Raw genomic sequence first — 20,439 nt, 5'->3', positions numbered from 1 at the left:
CAATCCGGTTTCACTGCAACCCATCACTGATTCCCAGAGTATTACCATGCGGTTGTCGCGGTTCTTTCTGCCCATCCTGAAGGAAAATCCGAAAGAGGCGGAGATCGTCTCGCATCGGCTGATGCTGCGCGCCGGCATGATCCGGCAGGAGGCCGCCGGTATCTATGCCTGGCTGCCGCTCGGCTTCCGCGTGCTGAAGAAGATCGAGCAGATCGTGCGCGAGGAGCAGGACCGCTCCGGCGCGCTGGAACTGTTGATGCCGACGCTGCAGCTTGCCGATCTCTGGCGCGAGAGCGGCCGCTATGACGCCTATGGTCCGGAGATGTTGCGCATCGCCGACCGCCACAAGCGCGAGCTCTTGTACGGGCCGACCAACGAGGAAATGATCACCGAGATCTTCCGCGCCTATGTGAAGTCCTACAAGAACCTGCCGCTGAATCTCTATCATATCCAATGGAAATTCCGCGACGAGCAGCGTCCGCGTTTCGGCGTGATGCGCGGCCGCGAGTTCCTGATGAAGGACGCTTATTCGTTCGACCTCAACGAAGCCGCGGCGCGCGTCGCCTACAACAAGATGTTCGTGGCGTATTTGCGCACCTTTGCGCGGATGGGGCTGAAGGCGATCCCGATGCGCGCCGAGACCGGCCCGATCGGCGGCGATCTCAGCCACGAGTTCATCGTGCTGGCCGAAACCGGCGAATCCGGCGTCTTCATCAATCGCGACGTGCTGGACCTGCCGGTGCCGGGCGAGGACGTCGACTACGACAGCGACCTGACGCCGATCATCAAGCAATGGACCTCGGTCTACGCCGCCACGGAGGACGTCCACGACGCCGCGCGCTTCGAGCAGGAAGTGCCCGCGGACAAGCGGGTGAACACCCGCGGCATCGAGGTCGGCCAGATCTTCTATTTCGGGACCAAATATTCCGACGCGATGAAGGCCCTGGTGGCGGGACCTGACGGTGTCGATGTGCCGATCCATGGCGGTTCCTACGGCGTCGGCGTCTCGCGCCTGCTCGGCGCGATCATCGAGGCCTGCCATGACGATGCCGGCATCAAATGGCCGGAGGCTGTCGCGCCGTTCCGCGTGTCGATTCTCAATCTCAAGCAGGGCGATGCCGCCGTCGATGCGGCCTGCGAGAAGCTTTATGCCGAGCTCACCGCCAAGGGCGTCGACGTGCTCTATGACGACACCGACCAGCGCGCCGGCGCCAAATTCGCCGCTGCCGACCTGATCGGTATCCCCTGGCAGATCATGATCGGCCCGAAGGGGCTCGCTGACGGCAAGGTCGAGATCAAGCGGCGAGCCGACGGCTCCCGCGAGACCATGTCGCCTGCGGACGCGGTCGCAAGACTTGTGGGCTGATAAGCCTGGTCGGCTGAATATTGTTCATCGCCCGATATCGCGGCCGCCAATCCGGCCACAATTGACCCCGAATCATGGGATTATCGAGCGATGGATGAGACCATGACCGAAACCGTGCAAACCGCGCCTTTTGCGCCATTCGAGTGGATGCTGTCGGCGCGCTATTTGCGGGCGCGCCGCAAGGAGGGATTCATCTCGGTCATCGCCGGGTTCTCCTTTCTCGGCATCATGCTGGGTGTGGCGACGCTGATCATCGTCATGGCCGTGATGAACGGCTTCCGCAAAGAGCTGCTCGACAAGATCCTGGGGCTGAACGGGCACATCCTGGTGCAGCCGCTGGAATCGCCGCTGACCGACTGGAAGGACGTCGCCGACCGCCTCAGCCAGGTCAAAGGCATCCGGCTTGCAGCGCCCGTGGTCGACGGCCAGGCGCTGGCGTCCTCGCCCTGGAACGCCTCGGGCGTGCTGGTGCGCGGCATCCGCTCCGACGACCTCAACAACCTCACCTCGATCGCCAAGAACATCAAGCAGGGCTCGCTCGAGGGCTTTGACGACGGGCAGGGCGTCGCGATCGGCCGGCGCCTCGCCGACCAGCTGTCGCTGCATGCCGGCGACAGCATCACGCTGGTGGCGCCGAAGGGTGCGGTGACGCCCATGGGCACGACGCCGCGCATAAAACCGTACAAGATCGTCGCCGTGTTCGAGATCGGCATGTCCGAATACGATCTCGGTTTCGTGTTCATGCCGCTCGCGGAAGCGCAGGCCTATTTCAACCGCAGCAACGACGTCACCTCGATCGAGGTGTTCACCACCAATCCCGATCAGATCGTCGCCTTCCGTCAGGCCGTGACCGAGGCTGCGGGCAGGCCGGTGTTCCTGGTGGATTGGCGGCAACGCAATTCGACCTTCTTCAACGCGCTCCAGGTCGAGCGCAACGTGATGTTCCTGATCCTGACCATGATCGTGCTGGTCGCAGCGCTCAACATCGTTTCCGGCCTGATCATGCTGGTGAAGGACAAGGGCAGCGACATCGCGATCCTGCGCACGATGGGCGCCTCGCAGGGCTCGATCATGCGCATCTTCCTGATCACGGGTGCCTCGATCGGCGTGGTCGGCACGCTGGTCGGCTTTGTCGTCGGCCTCGTGATCTGCCTGAACATCGAATCCATCCGGCAATTCCTGTCATGGCTGACCAGCACCGAGCTGTTCTCGCCAGAGCTCTATTTCCTGTCGAAACTGCCCGCCGAGATCGACGTCGGCGAGACCACGGCCGTCGTCATCATGGCGCTGACGCTGTCGTTCCTGGCGACGCTGTATCCGTCGTGGCGCGCCGCGCGCCTCGATCCCGTCGAAGCGCTGCGGTACGAGTGAGGGGTTGATGGAGCAGCAGCAGGGGGCGGAAGACGTTCCGGTCATTTATCTCCACGAGATAAAGCGGCAGTACTTGCAGGGCGAGGTGCCGCTGACGATCCTCGATGGCGCCAAGCTCGCGCTGTGGGCCGGCCAGTCGGTGGCGCTGGTGGCGCCGTCAGGCTCGGGCAAATCGACGCTGCTGCACATCGCGGGACTATTGGAAGCGCCTGATTCCGGCGAGGTCTATGTCTCGGGCGCGCCGACTTCGCAGCTGCCCGACATCGAGCGCACCCAGCTGCGCCGCACCGATATCGGCTTCGTCTACCAGTCGCACCGGCTATTGCCGGAATTCTCGGCGCTCGAGAACGTGATGATGCCGCAGATGATCCGTGGCCTGAAGAAGTCCGAGAGCGTCAAGCGCGCCAAGGAGATATTGGGCTATCTCGGCCTCGGCGACCGCATCACGCATCGCCCGGCCGAGCTGTCCGGCGGCGAGCAGCAGCGCGTCGCGATCGCACGTGCGGTGGCCAACGCGCCACGCGTGCTGTTTGCGGACGAGCCGACCGGCAACCTCGATCCGCACACGGCGGACCATGTGTTCCAGGCCCTGATGCAGCTGGTGAAGGCGACCAAGGTCTCGATGCTGATCGCGACCCACAACATGGAGCTCGCCGGCCGCATGGACCGGCGGGTGTCGCTGTCGAACGGCCAGGTGGTCGAGCTCGAGTAAAAAACGCGAAAACAACCCCATGCACAGTAGCCAAGTGCTTGGCGGGGCTTGCGAAAAAATCGCCATTTCGTCGCACCCTGAGACTCAAGGCCTGATCACCGTCATCTTGAACGGCCCGCCATTGGCCGCGGCGTACGCCACCGCCTCGTTGGCGTGGTCGAGGTCGAAGGCCGTCGTCTCATATTCCTCCAGCCTGAGCAGCCCCGCGCGCACCAGCGCGATCAGACGGCTCGCGGCATCGGGCGGGTACATCCAGACGCCGTGGATACTGATGCAGTTGCGCATGATCCAGGGATAGGGCAGCTCGAGGCCCGCGCCGCCGGCCATGCCGACGCCGCCCATCAGCACGACGCGTCCATAGGGGCGCACCGTCATGATCGCCGCGCGCACGACCTCCGTGCTCACCGAGGGCGGCATGATGTCGAACACGCAATCGATCGGGCCGGGCGCTGCGCGCTTCATCGCCTCGCGGTTGTGCTCTTGATTGCCCGTAAGCTTGACCGGTTGCACGCGGCTGCCGAAGCGGCGGACGAGGTCAGCGAGGATTTTCTCGTTGCGACCCGGCGTGACCACGCAGGCCGCGCCCATCGCGAGTGCGATCGAGACGGCCGCGCTGCCGAAATTGCCGGTGGCCCCGCTCACCAGCACGGTCTCGCCGGGCTGAAGGTTTGCGGCAAGAAAGCCGCCATAGGGCACCAGCAGCGTGCCCAGCGCGCACCAACGCGTCGCTTCCTCGGACGTGATCGCACCGAGCCGCTTCACATTCTCGGTCGGCACCCTCATTTGCTCGGCGAAGGAGCCGTGGCGAAAATGCTTCTGCAGAAGCATGCCGCCGGGGCCGGCGGCGGTGAGCCCTTGCAGGGCGATATCGGGCGCAACGTTGTCGTCGCGCGAGCGCACCGTCGGATCACAGAACACCCAGTCGCCGATCGCAAGCTTGGTTGCGTCCGGACCGATGGCGCGCACCCGGCCAATGCCGCCGGGTCCCGGGATGATCGGGAGATCGAGCGCATAGTTGCGCTCCCCGCTGAAGACCTCGTTCATATAGGACAGCACGCGGGTTGCGACGACATCGACAATCACCTCTCCGGTACCGATGGTCGGCTCCGGGACATGCTCGATCACCAGCGGCGATCCAAGGGATTTGAGTACGGCTGCTTTCATGGATGTTCACCTCAAAGTCGCGGTGAAACCCATATGCGCCGCCTTGGACGGGCCAAGAAGGCCTGGTATTATCCTAGTATTCCAAAGACCCTCCATGGGGGAGCGACATCATGGCCGATCCGCGCCGCGTTGAATTCGGCGACTTCCTGAGGTCTCGCCGCGAAAAGCTATCGCCGAAGACCGTCGGGCTTCCGATCGGCGGGCGCCGGCGCACCGCGGGGCTACGCCGCGAGGAGGTCGCGCAGCTCGCCGGCATCGGCGTCGACTGGTACATCCGCCTCGAGCAGGGCCGAACCGTCAGCCCGTCGGTCACCACCGTCGACGCGCTGGCCCGCGCGCTGCGCCTCAGCAAGACCGAGCACGCGCATTTGAAGGCTCTGGCGCGCGACGGCGCCAGAGGGACGTTCACGCGCGAGATCGTGCCGCCGCCCATTCGGCGGATGATCGAGAGCCTGTCTCAGCCTGCCTATATCACCGGGCGCCGCTGGGATGTGCTGGCCTGGAACGCGGCGGCCGAGGAGGTCTTTGGCTTCGGGCAGTTGCCCGAGCAGGATCGCAATACGCTGCTGCTGGTGATGACCAACAAGCTGACGCGAAAATTCTACGGCGCGAGTTGGACCGACGTCGCCAGAAGCATGGTCGCGATGTTCCGCGCCAATCACGACGTTTGGGCCGGCGATCCCGCTTTCACGGAGCTGCTGACGCGGCTGCGCCAGGGCAGTCCGGAATTCGTCAAATGGTGGGAAGCCCACGACATCCGCAACACCGCTGCGGGGCTCAAGACCATGAACCACCCGACCAGGGGCGTGCTCCGGTTCGAGCACACCAGCTTCCAGGCCAACGACGATCCCGCGCTGAAGCTGGTGATCTACACGCCGGTCGAGGACTGAGGGAGGGGCAGGCTCCAGCTCTTGAAGACTGCAAGCCTGCGCGCTACGGCGACTGCGTGGCCGCGGGCGTTGCGCTGGCGTTCGGCAGGGTACCGCCTGCTGTCCATGGATTGTCCGTCCAGGGTGTCGGCTGCAGAGAATTCGCCGGCCAGGGTTTGGCCGGGCCTGTCGCCACCGAGGTGCACGACGTCCCGAGCTGCGTCCACACCGAGGCCAAACCGGTCGTATCGATATTGAAGCTCGTGACGTCAGCCCGTCCCTCTGGTTCCGGCGTGGTTTCCCGGACCTGCAGGGAGTGCGAGGCCAGTACCGCCTTGACCATGTCGGGGTCGACGGCGCCGTTCCAGACCTCGTACTTCCCGAACCGCACCGGAGGCCCTCCGGCTTGCTTGCTCATGTCGGCGCTGGCTGCGATCAGAATCGTTTTCTTGCCGGCGGCCGATGCGTCGATCTCACCCGCGAACATCAGCGGCACGCGCTTCTTGTTTTCGCAATACAGGCGCCATTCCATGGTCCGGAACGAGGCGTCGCTCTCCTTCTTCACCGCGGCGATCTTGCTGATGAAGGGCCGCGCTCCCTTTTCCAGCCGCCACATCGTCTCGGCCAGCGGTCGCGTGTCGATCCCGAACCGGTAGAGCTCGGGCCGCGTCAGCACGTGCAGGCTTTCGAACTTCACGGTGCTGATCAGCGCATCGAGCTCGCGGCTGATTCCCATCGCCGTAATGAACGCGGCGCGGTCGCGGTCGGCGCCGGCGATCCGGCGCCGCCGCGCTTCGGCGACCACTTCCGGAGGCGGATCGCCTCGAAACCGGAGGATCAGCCTGGAGTTATGGACCGCCAGCGCGGCATCGGGCGCAACCTCGCGAGAGGTCGCTCCGAGAAACAGGTAGCCGCAGGCCGAGTTGCACATCGCATGATAGGTGGTGAGTTCGGCCTCGACCTCGCCGGTCGCGTTCTTGATCTTCAGGCATGCGGCGTCGATCTGCGTGCCCGCGGCGCACGCCGTCGCGATCGTCCGGCCAACCCGGGCGATCGCCTTGCGGCTGCGCAGCAGCCGGGCGATGGCATAGGACTGCTCAACGTTTCCACCGGGCGAATGGAGGTAGATCGGACGCTGCAGGTCCTTGACGCCGGCGAGGAAGCGGCGAATGCGGGACGCTGCGTCCTGATCGATCTGGCCCTCGATCGCGATCCAGCGGTCGCAGCCCGGCCCGCACGCGTCGGGCGCGCCTTTGGCGAGATAGATCGTCAGCCTGGAGGCAAAGCCGGGTTTCTCGGCCGGGGTTCCTTCGGCACGCAATGCGCCGGGAAGCGACAGCAAGGCCAGCAGAAGCAATATTCGGGCGAGCATGGAGCGATCGACTACGTATGGTGAGGGACCGTGACTGACGCTATACGACGATCGGCGTGGTCACAACTTGCGGTGGCATGGCGGTCCACGTTTTTTTCGCCGGGATCCGGAGCGGACATCTCGAACGGCACAGGGACGCGGATCAAGGATTTGACCGCAGCCATTCCGAAAAGGCGCGGATGGTTCTCGCGTGCGGATGGCCTGCCTTGCTGACCACATGGAAGCCGTAGCCAGGCAAGCTCAACTTGAACGCCTTCACGAGCGTACCGGCGGCGAGGTCGTGTGCCGTCAGCACATCACTGAACACTCCGATTCCTTGTCCTGCGATCACCGCCTCGATGGCGTGCAATTCCTCGCGGAAACTCAGATGCTGCATGTCCTTGAACGGGGGCACATCACGCCATCTGCGCTGAGCCGCGGAGAGCCATCGCTGCCAGGTGGGCGGCTCACGATCGGCCGGCGACCAATAAGAGTGGATCAGGACGTGATTTGCGAGGTCGACCGGTCGCTTCAGGCGACCCGTTGCAAGCAGGCGCGGACTGCAGACGGCCCAGAATGTATCGGTGAAGAGATCTTCGACGATGCCGTCTGTCGGCCGTACTCGGCTGGTCGCGTAGCGAATGGCGACGTCGCCGTCTCCGGCCTGCAGATCGAGCACCGTGTCGGTGCCGATGACCTCTAGCGGCACGTCGGGATGCAACTTGCGCCACAGGGGCAGGCGGGGCACGAGCCAGCGGCTGGCGAATGCGTTGGTTGTCGTCACCCGGAGAGGCTGTTGGGCGCCTTCCTGCTTGACGCTCGCAATGGCCGCGGCAAACACCTCGAGCCCGCCGCGTATGGCGGGGAAAAGCCGCGCTCCGGCATCGGTCAACGAGAGCGGCCTTGGTCTGCGGCGGAACAGAGCGCGACCGCAATAAAGCTCGAGCAATCCGATCTGGTGGCTGATCGCCGTTGGCGTCACGCCGAGTTCTGCCGCTGCCTTCTTGAAGCTCAGATGGCGGGCGGCGGCTTCAAAAGCGCGAAGCTCGATCAGGGGCGGGAGCTTGTGCATGCCCGCCCAGTCTAGGTGAAACTAATTCATCGTCACCTGAATTCTTCGGATTTGCGCGGAGATAGTGCGCGGTCGAGGATATGGCGGGTCAAGCTGAGGAGATCAGGTCATGTCGTCCATCGCATCTGTCGCAAGCGCTGCCGCCGATCTTGGCACCTCCTTTGGAGGGCAACTGCTCAAACCGGCGGACGAGGGCTATGACGAAGCGCGAAAGGTCCATAACGGGCTGGTCGACAAGCGGCCGGCATTGATCGCCAGGTGCCGCAGCGTGGCCGACGTCGTCGACGCCGTCGCTCTTGCGACCAAGCTCGGCCTCGAAGTCGCCGTTCGCGGCGGCGGCCACAATGTAGCAGGACGCGCGACCATCGACGGGGGGATCATGATTGACCTCTCGCCCATGAAGGGTGTCCGGGTCGACCCGGTCGGCAAGACCGTTTGGGCGCAGGGCGGGGCCACCTGGGGCGAGGTCAATCGCGAAACGCAACTTCACGGACTTGCGGTCACCGGCGGCGTGGTCTCGACCACCGGGATTGCCGGCCTGACCCTCGGCGGAGGACTGGGCTGGCTGATGGGCAAGTACGGTCTGGCACTGGATAATCTGCGAGCCGTCGAACTCGTCACCGCCGATGGCAAGGTTTTGCGCGCCAGCAGGCAGGAGGAGCCCGATCTGTTCTGGGCCCTCCGCGGCGGCGGCGGAAACTTCGGGATCGCCACCAGTCTCGAATACGATCTTCATACGGTCGGACCGATCATGACCGGCGGTCCGATCGTCCATCCCATCGAACGCTCCCGTGAGGTGCTCGAATTCTTCCGGACCAGCACGCGGTCGCTCGCGGACGAGCACATGCTGTTTGCATCCCTGACGCATGCGCCGGACGGCTCCGGCACGGAGGTCGCGGTCCTGGTCACCAGTCACTGCGGACCGCTGGCGGATGCCGAACGAGCGGTGCGGCCGCTGAAACAGTTCGGGACTCCGATCCTGGATGCAGTCGGGCCGATTCCCTATTGCGACCTCAACCGCATGCTCGACGCCAACTATCCGAAAGGCGCCTTCAACTATTGGAAATCGAACTTCCTCGCGGAGCTCAGTGACGGCGCGATTGCGACGATGATCGAATGCTTCGCGCGCTGCCCGACTCCCATGGGGCAGTTCCTGGTCGAACACGTCCACGGCGCGGCGGCCCGCGTCGATGCCGGGGATACGGCATTCCCACATCGGCAGGAGGGCTATAATTTCCTGATTCTCGCGCAGTGGATGCAGGCCAGCGATACCAGCCGCTGCATGTCCTGGGCGCGCGACACCTACGAAAGGATGCGACCTTTCTTCGCCTCCGGCCGCTATGTCAATTATCTCGACGATGACGAGACGGGCGATCCTGTCGCGGCCGCCTATGGACCGAACTACCGGCGCCTGCAGCGGATCAAGGCGAAATACGACCCGACGAATTTCTTCCGGATGAACCAGAACATCCGGCCCCTGGCCTGATGGCCGGTTGAGGATTTCGTCGCTCTCATGGCCGTCTTCGGGAGAATTCGAGAATGGCTGTCGTGTGCCGACCCGCTTGTAGCGACGATTTGGCGAGAGCCGACGAGCTCGTGGTCGCCAGCATCAACGAACTCACGGAACGGCGGGGGTTCGGCAAGATGGCTTCCTCTCGCCCGCAGCATTTTCAAGCCTTCTCGCTTGCGGATGATCCCGAAGGTCTATGGGTTGCGGAGGACGATGGAGACATTGTCGGCTTCGCGTGGAGTTGGGTATGTGGCGAGCTTTGGTTCTTGGCGCAGCTGTTCGTGGCGCCTGATCGCCAGAGCGACGGCATTGGCAATCAATTGCTCGGCAAGTCATTCGCTCACGCGGTAACGCGCGGAGCATCCGTCAAAGCGTTGATCACCTTCGCCTTCAACAACGTGTCGCAGGGCCTCTACATCCGTCACGGACTATTCCCGCGCTGTCTGATCTACATGGTCAGCGTGCCCAGCAAGCGCTTGGCGTCGCGGCTGGCCGAGCCGCTGCTCCGTCTTGAACCACTTGCCGCCGGGACGGCCCGGTTCGAAAACCTGGTGCCGATCGATGTCAGCGCTCTCGGCGTCCCCAGAGCGAAGCATCATCGATATCTCATCGGCGACAGCACGACGAACGGGTTCACCATTCACGCCGGCCGCGAGTGCGTCGGGTATGTCTATATTTCGGATGGTCACATTGGTCCGCTCGCGGTCCGCCGGCCGGATCTGGTTGGCCCCGCCTTTGCGGCTGCGCTTTCGTTGGCGGCGCGGAGCGATGTTGCAACCATCTCGGCCTTCCTGCCGGGTTCGAGCGAGCCGGCGCTCAAGGTGGCGACCGACTACGGCATGCATCTGACGTTCCCGATGCTGCTGATGTCCAATCGACAGTTCGGAGATTGGGTTAGTTACCTTCCGCGCAATCCGGGCTTCATGTAGGTCTGGCAGGACTTGCGATCCCGCGTTGGCGGAACGCTGACGCGGCTGCGCGAACGATTCTGGCGTACCTGCTGCGTTTGCAAGCCGACCTTGCAGGGGCTATGTCCGGGCCTCCCGGACAAGAGCCCTGACATGACAATCTCCGATGACAACGACCTGACGCGCCTGAAAGAGATCGGTCGCATCGTCGCCAATGTGCTGGAGGCGATGGGGAAGGTGATTGAGCCGGGCATGAGCACCTCCGAGCTCGACCAAATCGGACGAAAGTTGCTGGAGGCCGCTGGCGCGCGTTCGGCGCCGGAGCTGGCCTATGATTTTCCCGGGGCGACCTGCATCAGCGTGAACGAGGAGATCGCTCACGGCATTCCGGGCGAACGGCGGATCGCGCGCGGCGACCTCGTGAACATCGACGTGTCAGCCGAGAAGAACGGCTTCTTTGCCGATACGGGAGCCTCGTTCGCCGTTCCCCCCGTAAACCGCGCGATCGAACGTCTTTGCCGGGACGGCCGGCGGGCGATGTGGACCGGCCTGCAGCAGGTTGGCGCCGGCAGGCCGATTGCCGGCATCGGCCAGGCGATCGGGACATTTGCGCGAAAGAACGGCTACAGCCTGGTCAGGAATCTGGCCAGTCACGGCGTCGGCCTGTCGCTCCATGAGGAGCCGACGGAGATCGCAACCTGGCCCGACCGCTCCGAACGCCGCATCATGAAGGATGGCCTCGTGTTCACCGTCGAGCCGTTCCTCTCCATGGGTGCCGAATGGGCGGAGAATGGCGACGACCCATGGACGCTCTACAGCAGCCCCGAGGCGCCGACCGTTCAATACGAGCACACGGTTGTCGCCACCCGCAACGGACCTTTGATCGTGACGAGGGCGGGTTAAGGCCGCCGAGGTCGGAGTCGGATCATGTCAGACGGTCGATGATCTGAAGGAGCCGGTAGCAGGACGCGTCGATCCTTTTGAGTGGAGACGTCGCGACGCCCAGCAACAGTCCCGGACGCGCCGAAGCCTTCGAGGCATACCAGAGCGAGAGCGGCGTGGGCGCCAGTCCGAACGATGCAGCTTGCCTGGCGATGGCGAGATCAGGCGCTCCGTCCGGCAAGCGCAGGACCGCGGCCAGTCCTGCAATCGCAACGTTCGGGGTGCGCGTTCGAAGCTGCTTCAGCAATGCATCGCCTTGCGCGGTGTAGGCGCGCTTGGTGCGCCGCAGATGCCGCAGATAATGGCCCTCGCGGATGAAGTCTGCCGTGGCGAGCTGCACCGCTGGTCCGGGTGCCGGCGCGAGGCACGCCGCAGTCTCGGCAAATCGCGACGCCAGAGCGGCCGGTGCAACGACAAAGCCAAGCCGTAGGGCAGGCGTTACGGTCTTGCTGAAGGAGCCAATGTGAATGACGCGGCCGGCGCGATCGAGCGAGGCGAGCGCCGGCGTGGCCCGGCCCTTGAGCTGAAGTTCGCTGAGATAGTCATCCTCGATCACCCACGCGTTGTTTTGGGTTGCCCAGTCGAGCAGGCGCGATCGACGTGCCAGTGACAGCGTGGATCCGAGCGGCGCCTGCTGCCCCGGTGTCACGACAACCAGCGCGGCGTCGGGCGCTTGTTGCAGGCCGTCGTCGACATCGATCCCATCTGCGTCAACCTTGATTGGCACGATCGACAATCCCGCAAGTTCGAGGCCGTGCCGGGTGAAGGGAAAGCCGGGATCCTCCATCCAGACTTTCTTCCTTTGCCCGAGGTCGAGGACACGGAGCGCCAGGCCGAGGCCGCCGCTGAAGCCGCTGGAGATGATGATCTGGGACGGTGCGCATTCGATCCCGCGCGCCAGCGCAAGATAGGCCGCGATCTCGCGGCGCAAGTCCAGCTCGCCGCGCGGATCGGGGTAGATCGCAGGTGCGCTCATCTCGACGCGAATTGCCCGTGCGCGCATTCGCGCGAGCAGCGTCGCAGGAAAGGTCTCCTGCGAAGGCACGCCCATCTGGAAGATCGCCGGCCCCGCCGTGAGCTCCTGGTACATCTCCATGAACGAGCCGGGGTCCGGCGCCTTGTCCCGCCGCACGGGAATGGACGGTCGGTCGGCGACGTGCGTGCCTGTCGCGCGGGCCGCGATGATCAGTTGGGCCGATGAGAGCTTTTCATAGGCTGAGCGCACGGTGCCGCGCGCGACGCCAAGCTGGGCCGCCAAATCCTGCCATGAGGGCAGGCGCGCGCCCGGGGCGAGCACGCCGCGCTCGATGGCGGCCCTGATCCCCCTGTGGATTTGCTCCGCCAGCGGCGTCTTCGCCGACCGGTCGAGCTTCAACCGCAGCGATCTGGTCATGATCCTTGGTACACGATTTTCTCGCGTTCTTGGTTCTTTTTTATAGACCACGACAGGGGCATCTGAGGGAGGAAAGAGGGGCTTCCTCGATGATCAAGGAGAAAGCGGATGAGTGAACGTCTCAACTACAACCACATTGCGCCGGCAGGCGCGAAGGCACTGGGCGGCGTCTATGGCTACGTGATGCAGAGCGGGCTTCCCGCGACGCTGGTGACCCTCACTTACCTGCGCATCTCGCAGATCAACAACTGCGCCTACTGCCTCGACATGCACACGCGGGATCTGCTGAAGAGCGGTGTGAAGGTCGAAAAGCTCGCGCTGCTGCAGGCTTGGGCCGAGGGCGGCGATCTCTTCGACGACCGCGAGCGCGCGGCTCTCGCCTGGGCCGAGACTGTCACCCGCGTCGCCGAGACCAACGTGCCCGATGAGGCCTATCAAGCCGCCCGCAAGGTCTTCAGCGAGCGCGAGCTTGTCGATCTTACGATCGCAATCAGCCTGATGAATGCGTACAATCGCATGTCGATCAGCTTCCGAAATACTCCGCAGGCTGCGCTCGAGAAGGCGGCCTGACGGATCGCGCGGCATCAGCCGAAACGCAAAGCAGGAGCTTGAAGATGATGAGTGTGATTTCCGGCGTCAAAATCCCCGACAGCAAGCTGGCGCGCGAGGCGGCTGAACTGGTGCGCAGCTACGAAGACGACATGCTTTTCAACCATTCCGTCCGGGTCTACGTCTTCGGCGCCATGAAGGGGCTGCGTCAGCAGCTGAAATTCGATCCCGAACTTCTCTATGTCGCGGCGTTGTTTCACGATCTCGGCCTCGTCGACCATTACCACACGCAGACAAAGCGATTTGAGGTTGACGGAGCCGACGCTGCGCGTGAGTTCTTGCGGGCGCGCGGCATCGCCGAGCCGCAAGCCGATCTGGTGTGGGAGGCAATCGCGCTGCACACCACGCCCGGCATTCCGCAATTCATGCGGCCGGAAATCGCGCTCACCAACGCGGGTGTCCTGGTGGACGTCGTCGGCATTGGGTATGACGACTACACGCCGGAGCAGCGCGGCCAGGTGATCTCGGCGTTTCCGCGCGGTGACTTCAAGAACGAGTTCCTGAAGGTGCAGACCTGCTCGGCGCTGAAGAAGCCGCAGACGACGTTCGGGACGGTCAATTTCGACTACATCGAGGATCACGATCCCAGCTTCCGCAAGCCGAATGCGTGCACGCGCATCCGCAGCACGCCCTGGCAGAGCTGAGCCGATCGCCGCACGCCTACGCCGCCCTATCTCCGCCGGAAACTGAACGGTTAGGATCCGGGGCGAGGCGGCGGGCTCGAGCGGCGAGGGCGCGTTGGTTTCTTCAGCGGAAAATACGGGTTCATCACGCATGTCGCCGAACGCCCGACGGCGAGATATCGGCACTGCTCGAGCGAGCCGTAGCGGCAGTCGAAATAGCCGACCTGGCCGTAGATCTGCATGCACACGGGATAGCTCGGATCATAGGTCTGCGCGCATGCAGATCCGCCCGCGAGAAGCAGGCCGATCACGGCCAGTGCGAGGCGAGCGCAGCGCATCTCAGCGCGGCAGGAAGTAGCCCGGTGAATAGCCCTGCGTCTGCGCGCGCGGACGATTCTGATAGGCGTAGGGGTCGTCGCTCTGTCCGACGAAATACGGATTGGCGATGCAGGTCAGCGCGCGTCCCGATGCGCTCGCCTGACATTGCGCATAGGTGTCGAACCTGCAATTGCTCAGGCCCGGCCATTCATCGCCGGTGAGGCAGAATGGATGATGCGTGCCGAACGCGCGCGCGGGTGTGGATGCGCTCGACACGAATGCGAATGTGGCGAGTGCGAGCGAAAGTGTGGCGACAATGGGGAGGGCAATTCGTCTGCGCATCTTCAATTCTCCATCACGCGAATGTGCGCGCGACGTTGTTACGCGCGCATGCAATTTATCTCGTGTCGCCGACAATGGAACTACAGAAAACACTTATTTCAAAGGGTTTCCAGAACGCGCTGATAAATCTTCATTAATGAAGCGCGGGCCTTTGGAGCGAACTGTTGCGTCGAGGTTACAGCAATTCCGTCGATCACTGTTATGACCACGCTGCGGCCAGGGGGCCTAACGACGAAACTGGAACGGGACTCAAATGAAGAAGAATTTGTTGCTTGCCGCTGTGAGCCTTGTCGCGCTGAGCGCGACTGCGCCGGCGCTGGCTGCTGACCTCGCAGCTCGGCCGTACACCAAGGCACCGCCGGCGGCGATCGCCGCGGTCTATGACTGGAGCGGCTTCTATATCGGCGTCAACGGCGGCGGCGGTTCGGCGGACACGTCGTGGAACCTGGTTAACTTCGGTGCGGAAGGCTCGCACAACTCGACCGGCGGCACGGTCGGTGGTCAGGTCGGTTACCGCTGGCAGTCCGGCCAGTTCGTGTTCGGCCTCGAAGGCCAGGGCAACTGGGCCGACTTCTCGGGTGACAACATCAGCGGCATCACCGGATTCCGGAATCGTACGCGCGTCGACTCGTTCGGTCTGATCACCGGCCAGGTTGGCTACGCCTGGAACAACGTCCTGCTCTACGCAAAGGGCGGTGCGGCTGTCGTCAGCAACAAGTACGACGTCTACAGCACTGTTACGGGTGCAAACCTCGACCGGGCTGACGAGACCCGCTGGGGTGCCACGGTTGGCGCGGGCCTGGAGTATGGCTTTGCTCCGAACTGGACGGTCGGCGTCGAGTACAACCACATCTTCCTCGGCGACCACGACATCACCTTTGCCAGCGGCGCTGTCGAGCGCGTCAAGCAGGACGTCGACATGGGTCTCGTCCGCCTGAACTACAAGTTCGGCGGTCCGATCCTCGGCCGTTACTGAGACTGATCGCTCGTCAACGAGCGGTCCTCGAAAAGCCCCGGCTTAGGCCGGGGCTTTTTTATTGCGTGAATTCAGCGAGTTAACCATTGCCTTTGGAGGGCGTCCGCCAGGCTTGACTCTTGAGAACGAAATGAGAACAATGTTCTGCATACGTTCCAACAAGGGAGCAAGCCATGTTCAGGGTTTTCGTGGAAGAGGCCGCCGCACTGGCGTCGATCACGCTGTTCGTCGGGATGATCGCGATCTGGGCGCAGGTCATACCGCAGCTCTAGGGGCAGCGGTTTTTGTAAACCGATGCTCTCCCGACCGGTGCCCCCTTGGGGAAAAGCGGGACGACGCGGCCAATTGGCCGCTCCGGCGTGGACTCTGAAGCTGCGACACCTCACCATTGCGAGGCGAGTCGGCAAGCGAAGGCAAATGGCGAGTGCATGATGCCTTTGAGGAGCCCGCGACCGCTCCATTCCATCTGCAAGAGGCCGTCACGCGACCATGCCGAGCGCCGGATTTGTCCACCTTCACGTTCACTCGGCCTATTCGCTGCTCAAGGGCTCGATCAAGATCGCCAAGTTGGCCGAGCTTGCCAAGAAGGACCACCAGCCGGCGCTGGCGCTGACCGACACCGACAATCTGTTCGGTGCGCTGGAGTTTTCCGACAAGATGGCGGGCTCCGGCATCCAGCCGATCGTCGGCTGCGAGCTGGCGATCGATTTCGGCGACCAGGATCCGAATGCTCGCAACGCGATGGGGCCGTCGCGCGTGGTGCTGCTGGCCGCGCAGGAGCGCGGCTATCGCAGCCTGATGCGGCTCAACTCGCGCGCCTTCCTCGAGTCGCCGGATAGCCACGCGCCGTTCGTCAAGCTCGACTGGTTCGAGGGCGAGACCGAGGGGCTGATCGCGCTGACGGGCGGACCCGACGGGCCGATCTCGCTGGCGCTTGCCGGCGGTCATGCCGAGCTTGCCGCCCTGCGCTGCGAGCGTCTGGCCGGCCTGTTCGGCGACCGCCTCTACATCGAATTGCAACGCCACAACACCGAGAAGGAGCGGCGCGTCGAAAGCGGCCTGATCGACATCGCCTACGCCAAGGGACTGCCGCTGGTCGCGACCAACGAGCCGTATTTCGCCGCGACCGACGACTACGAAGCGCATGACGCGCTGCTGTGCATTGCCGGCGGGCGGCTGATCGCCGAGACCGAGCGCGAGCAGCTGACGCCGGATCATCGTTTCAAGACCCGCGCCGAGATGGCGGTGCTGTTCGCCGACATTCCGGAGGCGCTGGCCTCGACGGTGGAGATCGCCGAGCGCTGCTCGTTCCGCCCGATGACGCGCAAGCCGATCCTGCCGTTCTTCACCGTCGGCGCCGCGTCGAGCTCGGATGCCGCCGCAGTCGAGGCCGCGGAGCTGAAGCGCCAGGCGGAGGAGGGGCTCGCCAATCGCCTGCGGGTCCACGGCCTGTCGCAGGGCACGACGGATGAGGATTACAGCAAGCGCCTGGCGTTCGAGCTCGACGTCATCATGCGCATGAAATACGCGGGCTACTTCCTGATCGTGTCCGACTTCATCAAATGGGCGAAGGGCCAGGGCATTCCGGTCGGGCCGGGCCGCGGTTCCGGCGCAGGCTCGCTGGTGGCGTGGGCGCTGACCATCACCGACCTCGACCCGATCAAGTTCGGCCTGCTGTTCGAGCGCTTCCTCAATCCCGAACGTGTCTCGATGCCGGACTTCGACATCGACTTCTGCCAGGACCGCCGCGGCGAGGTGATCAGGTACGTCCAGGAGCGCTACGGCCGCGACCAGGTCGCGCAGATCATCACCTTCGGAACGCTGCAGGCGCGCGGCGTGCTGCGCGACGTCGGCCGCGTGCTGCAGATGCCCTATGGCCAGGTCGACAAGCTGACCAAGCTGGTGCCGCAGAATCCGGCCGCGCCCGTCACGCTCGCGGCCGCAATCGAAAGCGAGCCAAAACTCCAGGCGTTCCGCGACGAAGATCCGATCGTGGCGCGCGCCTTCGACATCGCCCAGCGCCTCGAAGGCCTCACCCGCCACGCCTCGACCCATGCCGCCGGCATCGTGATCGGCGATCGCCCCTTGAGCGAGCTCGTGCCGCTCTACCGCGATCCCAAATCCGACATGCCGGTGACCCAGTTCAACATGAAATGGGTCGAGCCGGCGGGCCTCGTCAAATTCGACTTCCTCGGCCTGAAGACGCTGACTGTGCTCGATGTCGCCTGCAAGCTGCTCAAGCCGCGCAACATCGACGTCGATCTCGCGACGCTGCCGATCGACGATGCCGAGAGCTACCAGATGCTGGCGCGCGGCGAGGTGGTCGGCGTGTTCCAGGTTGAAAGCCAGGGCATGCGGCGCGCGCTCGTCGACATGCGCCCCGACCGTTTCGAAGACATCATCGCGCTGGTGGCGCTGTATCGCCCGGGTCCGATGGCGAACATCCCGACCTATTGCGCGCGCAAGCACGGCGACGAGGAGCCGGAATATCTGCATCCCGTGCTGGAGCCGATCCTGAAAGAAACCTTCGGTGTCATCATCTACCAGGAACAGGTGATGCAGATCGCGCAGGTGATGTCGGGCTATTCGCTCGGCGACGCCGACCTGCTCCGCCGCGCCATGGGCAAGAAGATCCGCGCCGAGATGGACAAGCAGCGCGACATCTTCGTCGCGGGCGCGGTGAAGAACGGCGTGCCGAAGGGGCAGGCCGAGACCATCTTCGAGCTCCTGGCGAAGTTCGCCGACTACGGCTTCAACAAGAGCCACGCGGCGGCCTATGCGCTGGTGTCTTATCACACCGCCTACATGAAGGCGCATTATCCGGTGGAGTTCATCGCGGCGTCGATGACGCTCGATCTCAACAACACCGACAAGCTCTCCGAATTCCGCTCCGAGGCGCAGCGCCTCGGCATCAAGGTCGAGCCGCCGAACATCAACCGCTCCGGCGCGACCTTCGAGGTCGGCGACAAGGTCATCTACTATGCGCTCGCAGCGCTCAAGGGCGTCGGCATCCAGGCGATCGAGCAGATCATCGAGGAGCGCACCAAGCGCGGGCTGTTCACCTCGCTCGCGGACTTCGCGGCAAGGGTCAATCCGCGCGCGATCAACAAGCGCATCATCGAAAGTCTCGCCGCCGCCGGCGCCTTCGACACGCTGGAGCCGAACCGCGCCCGCGTCTTCGCCGGCGCGGACTCGATCCTGGCCGCCTGCCAGCGCGCTCATCAGGCCGAGACCATCGGCCAGAACGACATGTTCGGCATGTCGGCGGATGCGCCGACCATCATGCTGCCGCAGATCGAGCCCTGGCTGCCGGCCGAAAAGCTCCGCCGCGAATACGACGCCGTCGGCTTCTTCCTGTCGGGCCATCCGCTCGATGATTACGCCACCGTGCTGAAGCGGCTGCGGGTGCAATCATGGGCCGAATTCTCGCGCGCGGTGAAGACCGGTGCCACCGCCGGCAAGGTCGCGGCCACCGTGGTCTCGCGCATGGAGCGGCGCACCAAGACCGGCAACAAGATGGGCATCATGGGGCTCTCCGATCCCACGGGCCACTTCGAGGCGGTGCTGTTCTCCGAAGGTCTCGCGCAATATCGCGACGTGCTGGAGCCGGGCGCTGCCGTGCTGCTGCAGCTCGGCGCCGAGCTGCAGGGCGAGGACGTCCGCGCCCGCGTGCTGCATGCCGAGCCGCTGGATGACGCCGCCGCCAAGACGCAGAAGGGCCTGCGCATCTTCCTGCGCGACACCAAGCCGCTGGAATCGATCGCCAAGCGCTTGGCCGGTCCCGACATGGCCGCCTCGAACGGCGCCGCGCCGAAGGTCGGCAGTCCCGGTATCGCGCCGCGCTCGAATGGCGACGGCGAGGTCTCGCTGGTGATGATGCTCGACCTCGAGACCGAGGTGGAGATGAAGCTGCCAGGCCGTTTCAAGGTCTCGCCGCAGATTGCCGGCGCGATCAAGGCGGTCGCGGGCGTGGTGGACGTGCAGCAGCTCTGATACTGTCGGCACCGCCGCAAACCAAAGCTTAACTATTTGGCTCCCGCCCGGTTTCGAAGTCGCTCGCACGCAGCTATTAGTTGTTGTTCCGAGAATCTCGATCGGCGAAGCCAGGAAGAACAACAGCCATGTGCGACAAATGCTCTGAAAATCTGCATCAATCGGTTGCCCACTCCCGGCGCTCGATGATGCTTCTTGCCGCTTCGGCACTCGGAGTGGCGGCGTTTGGCGGGACCGCATTAGCCAAGGAGGCGAAGGCGCCGCCCAAACCCCAGAACGTGCTTTCGCCCGATGCGGCGCTCAAGCGGCTGATGGAGGGCAATTCGCGCTATGTGTCGGGTGTGTCGCGCCGCCACGACTTCACGCATGAGCGCGAAGCGCTGGTCGGCGGTCAGAATCCCTACGCCGCCGTCTTGAGCTGCGCCGATTCGCGCATCGCGCCCGAATATGCGTTCGACAGCGGACGCGGCGATCTGTTCGTGTGCCGCGTTGCCGGAAACTTTGCCGGCGACGAGACGGTTGCGAGCATGGAATACACCGTCGCCGTGCTGGGCACGCCCCTGATCCTGGTGCTCGGCCACGACAATTGCGGCGCGGTCGATGCGACCATCAAGTCGCTGAAGGACGACAAGCCGCTGCCGGGACACATCCCCACGCTGGTCTCCGCGATCGCACCTTCGGTGAAGACGGCCGCCAAGCAGAGCGGGAACGCGCTCGACAACGCCATTCGCCAGAACGTCATCGACAACGTTGCCAAGCTGAAATCGGCCGCCCCGCTTCTCAACGCAGCGGTCGAACAGGGCAAGCTCAAGGTGGTCGGCGGCATCTACCGGCTGAGCACGGGGACCGTCGAGCTGATCGCCCAGGGCTAGAGCCCGGCGTTTGGAGCATCGGGCGTCGTGTGCAGCAGCTCCGACGCC

18 protein-coding genes are annotated in these 20,439 nt (G+C 64.2%); 12 read left to right on the top strand and 6 right to left on the bottom strand.

Going from position 1 to position 20,439, the window contains the following annotated elements; all coding sequences use genetic code 11:
- Nucleotides 1–46: 46 nt before the first annotated feature.
- From proS to GGD62_RS05405, 3 genes are all read left to right on the top strand, one after another.
- Nucleotides 47–1,366, top strand: a complete 1,320-nt coding sequence (gene proS / locus GGD62_RS05415; protein WP_018320182.1) for a proline--tRNA ligase — start codon at nucleotides 47–49, stop codon at nucleotides 1,364–1,366.
- Between the two features lie 90 nt (nucleotides 1,367–1,456).
- Nucleotides 1,457–2,737, top strand: a complete 1,281-nt coding sequence (locus GGD62_RS05410) for a lipoprotein-releasing ABC transporter permease subunit (RefSeq protein WP_018320183.1) — start codon at nucleotides 1,457–1,459, stop codon at nucleotides 2,735–2,737.
- A gap of 7 nt (nucleotides 2,738–2,744) precedes the next feature.
- On the top strand, nucleotides 2,745–3,449 hold the full coding sequence (locus GGD62_RS05405; protein WP_018320184.1) for an ABC transporter ATP-binding protein: 705 nt from the start codon (nucleotides 2,745–2,747) through the stop codon (nucleotides 3,447–3,449).
- Between the two features lie 84 nt (nucleotides 3,450–3,533).
- On the opposite strand, the gene GGD62_RS05400 is transcribed toward GGD62_RS05405, so the two are convergent.
- On the bottom strand, nucleotides 3,534–4,613 hold the full coding sequence (locus tag GGD62_RS05400) for a zinc-binding alcohol dehydrogenase family protein (RefSeq protein ID WP_183707419.1): 1,080 nt from the start codon (nucleotides 4,611–4,613) through the stop codon (nucleotides 3,534–3,536).
- Between the two features lie 110 nt (nucleotides 4,614–4,723).
- On the opposite strand from GGD62_RS05400, the gene GGD62_RS05395 reads away from it, so the two are divergent.
- Nucleotides 4,724–5,503, top strand: a complete 780-nt coding sequence (locus GGD62_RS05395; protein WP_183707417.1) for a helix-turn-helix transcriptional regulator — start codon at nucleotides 4,724–4,726, stop codon at nucleotides 5,501–5,503.
- Between the two features lie 43 nt (nucleotides 5,504–5,546).
- On the opposite strand, the gene GGD62_RS05390 is transcribed toward GGD62_RS05395, so the two are convergent.
- Both GGD62_RS05390 and GGD62_RS05385 read right to left on the bottom strand, forming a co-directional pair.
- Nucleotides 5,547–6,854, bottom strand: coding sequence for a hypothetical protein (locus GGD62_RS05390; RefSeq protein ID WP_183707415.1), 1,308 nt, complete (start codon nucleotides 6,852–6,854; stop codon nucleotides 5,547–5,549).
- A gap of 142 nt (nucleotides 6,855–6,996) precedes the next feature.
- On the bottom strand, nucleotides 6,997–7,905 hold the full coding sequence (locus GGD62_RS05385; RefSeq protein ID WP_183707413.1) for a LysR substrate-binding domain-containing protein: 909 nt from the start codon (nucleotides 7,903–7,905) through the stop codon (nucleotides 6,997–6,999).
- 109 nt (nucleotides 7,906–8,014) lie between these two features.
- Here GGD62_RS05385 and GGD62_RS05380 point away from each other — a divergent pair, with 109 nt between their 5' ends.
- The 3 genes from GGD62_RS05380 to map all read left to right on the top strand — a co-directional run bounded on the left by GGD62_RS05380 (nucleotide 8,015) and on the right by map (nucleotide 11,226).
- Nucleotides 8,015–9,391 carry an FAD-binding oxidoreductase gene (locus tag GGD62_RS05380; protein ID WP_183707411.1) on the top strand — a complete coding sequence of 459 codons (1,377 nt, stop codon included), beginning with the start codon at nucleotides 8,015–8,017 and terminating at the stop codon, nucleotides 9,389–9,391.
- 53 nt (nucleotides 9,392–9,444) lie between these two features.
- Nucleotides 9,445–10,344 (top strand): GNAT family N-acetyltransferase, encoded by a 900-nt coding sequence (locus GGD62_RS05375; protein WP_183707409.1) that lies wholly within the window; start codon nucleotides 9,445–9,447, stop codon nucleotides 10,342–10,344.
- Between the two features lie 132 nt (nucleotides 10,345–10,476).
- Entirely contained in the window at nucleotides 10,477–11,226 is a 750-nt protein-coding gene (gene map / locus GGD62_RS05370; protein ID WP_183707407.1) for a type I methionyl aminopeptidase, read from the top strand.
- Between the two features lie 22 nt (nucleotides 11,227–11,248).
- Here the strand turns inward: map and GGD62_RS05365 are convergent, their stop codons facing one another.
- Complete coding sequence (locus tag GGD62_RS05365; protein ID WP_183707405.1) at nucleotides 11,249–12,658, bottom strand: PLP-dependent aminotransferase family protein; 1,410 nt, start codon at nucleotides 12,656–12,658, stop codon at nucleotides 11,249–11,251.
- Between the two features lie 108 nt (nucleotides 12,659–12,766).
- On the opposite strand from GGD62_RS05365, the gene GGD62_RS05360 reads away from it, so the two are divergent.
- A complete protein-coding gene (locus GGD62_RS05360) occupies nucleotides 12,767–13,228 on the top strand; it encodes a carboxymuconolactone decarboxylase family protein (protein WP_018320193.1) in 462 nt (153 codons plus the stop codon).
- 44 nt (nucleotides 13,229–13,272) lie between these two features.
- Complete coding sequence (locus GGD62_RS05355; RefSeq protein ID WP_026202315.1) at nucleotides 13,273–13,911, top strand: HD domain-containing protein; 639 nt, start codon at nucleotides 13,273–13,275, stop codon at nucleotides 13,909–13,911.
- Between the two features lie 50 nt (nucleotides 13,912–13,961).
- Here GGD62_RS05355 and GGD62_RS05350 read toward each other — a convergent pair whose 3' ends face one another.
- Together GGD62_RS05350 and GGD62_RS05345 are read right to left on the bottom strand one after the other, a co-directional pair.
- Nucleotides 13,962–14,228, bottom strand: a complete 267-nt coding sequence (locus GGD62_RS05350; protein WP_018320195.1) for a DUF3551 domain-containing protein — start codon at nucleotides 14,226–14,228, stop codon at nucleotides 13,962–13,964.
- 1 nt (nucleotide 14,229) lies between these two features.
- On the bottom strand, nucleotides 14,230–14,550 hold the full coding sequence (locus tag GGD62_RS05345; RefSeq protein ID WP_183257043.1) for a DUF3551 domain-containing protein: 321 nt from the start codon (nucleotides 14,548–14,550) through the stop codon (nucleotides 14,230–14,232).
- 253 nt (nucleotides 14,551–14,803) lie between these two features.
- On the opposite strand from GGD62_RS05345, the gene GGD62_RS05340 reads away from it, so the two are divergent.
- The 3 genes from GGD62_RS05340 to GGD62_RS05330 all read left to right on the top strand — a co-directional run bounded on the left by GGD62_RS05340 (nucleotide 14,804) and on the right by GGD62_RS05330 (nucleotide 20,391).
- Nucleotides 14,804–15,526: an outer membrane protein gene (locus tag GGD62_RS05340; protein WP_018320197.1), complete on the top strand. Its 723-nt coding sequence runs from the start codon at nucleotides 14,804–14,806 to the stop codon at nucleotides 15,524–15,526.
- Between the two features lie 489 nt (nucleotides 15,527–16,015).
- Entirely contained in the window at nucleotides 16,016–19,519 is a 3,504-nt protein-coding gene (gene dnaE / locus GGD62_RS05335) for a DNA polymerase III subunit alpha (protein ID WP_092257207.1), read from the top strand.
- A 128-nt stretch (nucleotides 19,520–19,647) separates the two neighbouring features.
- Complete coding sequence (locus GGD62_RS05330; protein WP_183707402.1) at nucleotides 19,648–20,391, top strand: carbonic anhydrase; 744 nt, start codon at nucleotides 19,648–19,650, stop codon at nucleotides 20,389–20,391.
- Nucleotides 20,392–20,439: the final 48 nt, after the last annotated feature.

Source organism: Bradyrhizobium sp. ERR14 (assembly GCF_014198235.1).
Lineage (GTDB): Bacteria > Pseudomonadota > Alphaproteobacteria > Rhizobiales > Xanthobacteraceae > Bradyrhizobium.
This window is presented reverse-complemented; position numbering and strand designations above follow the sequence as displayed.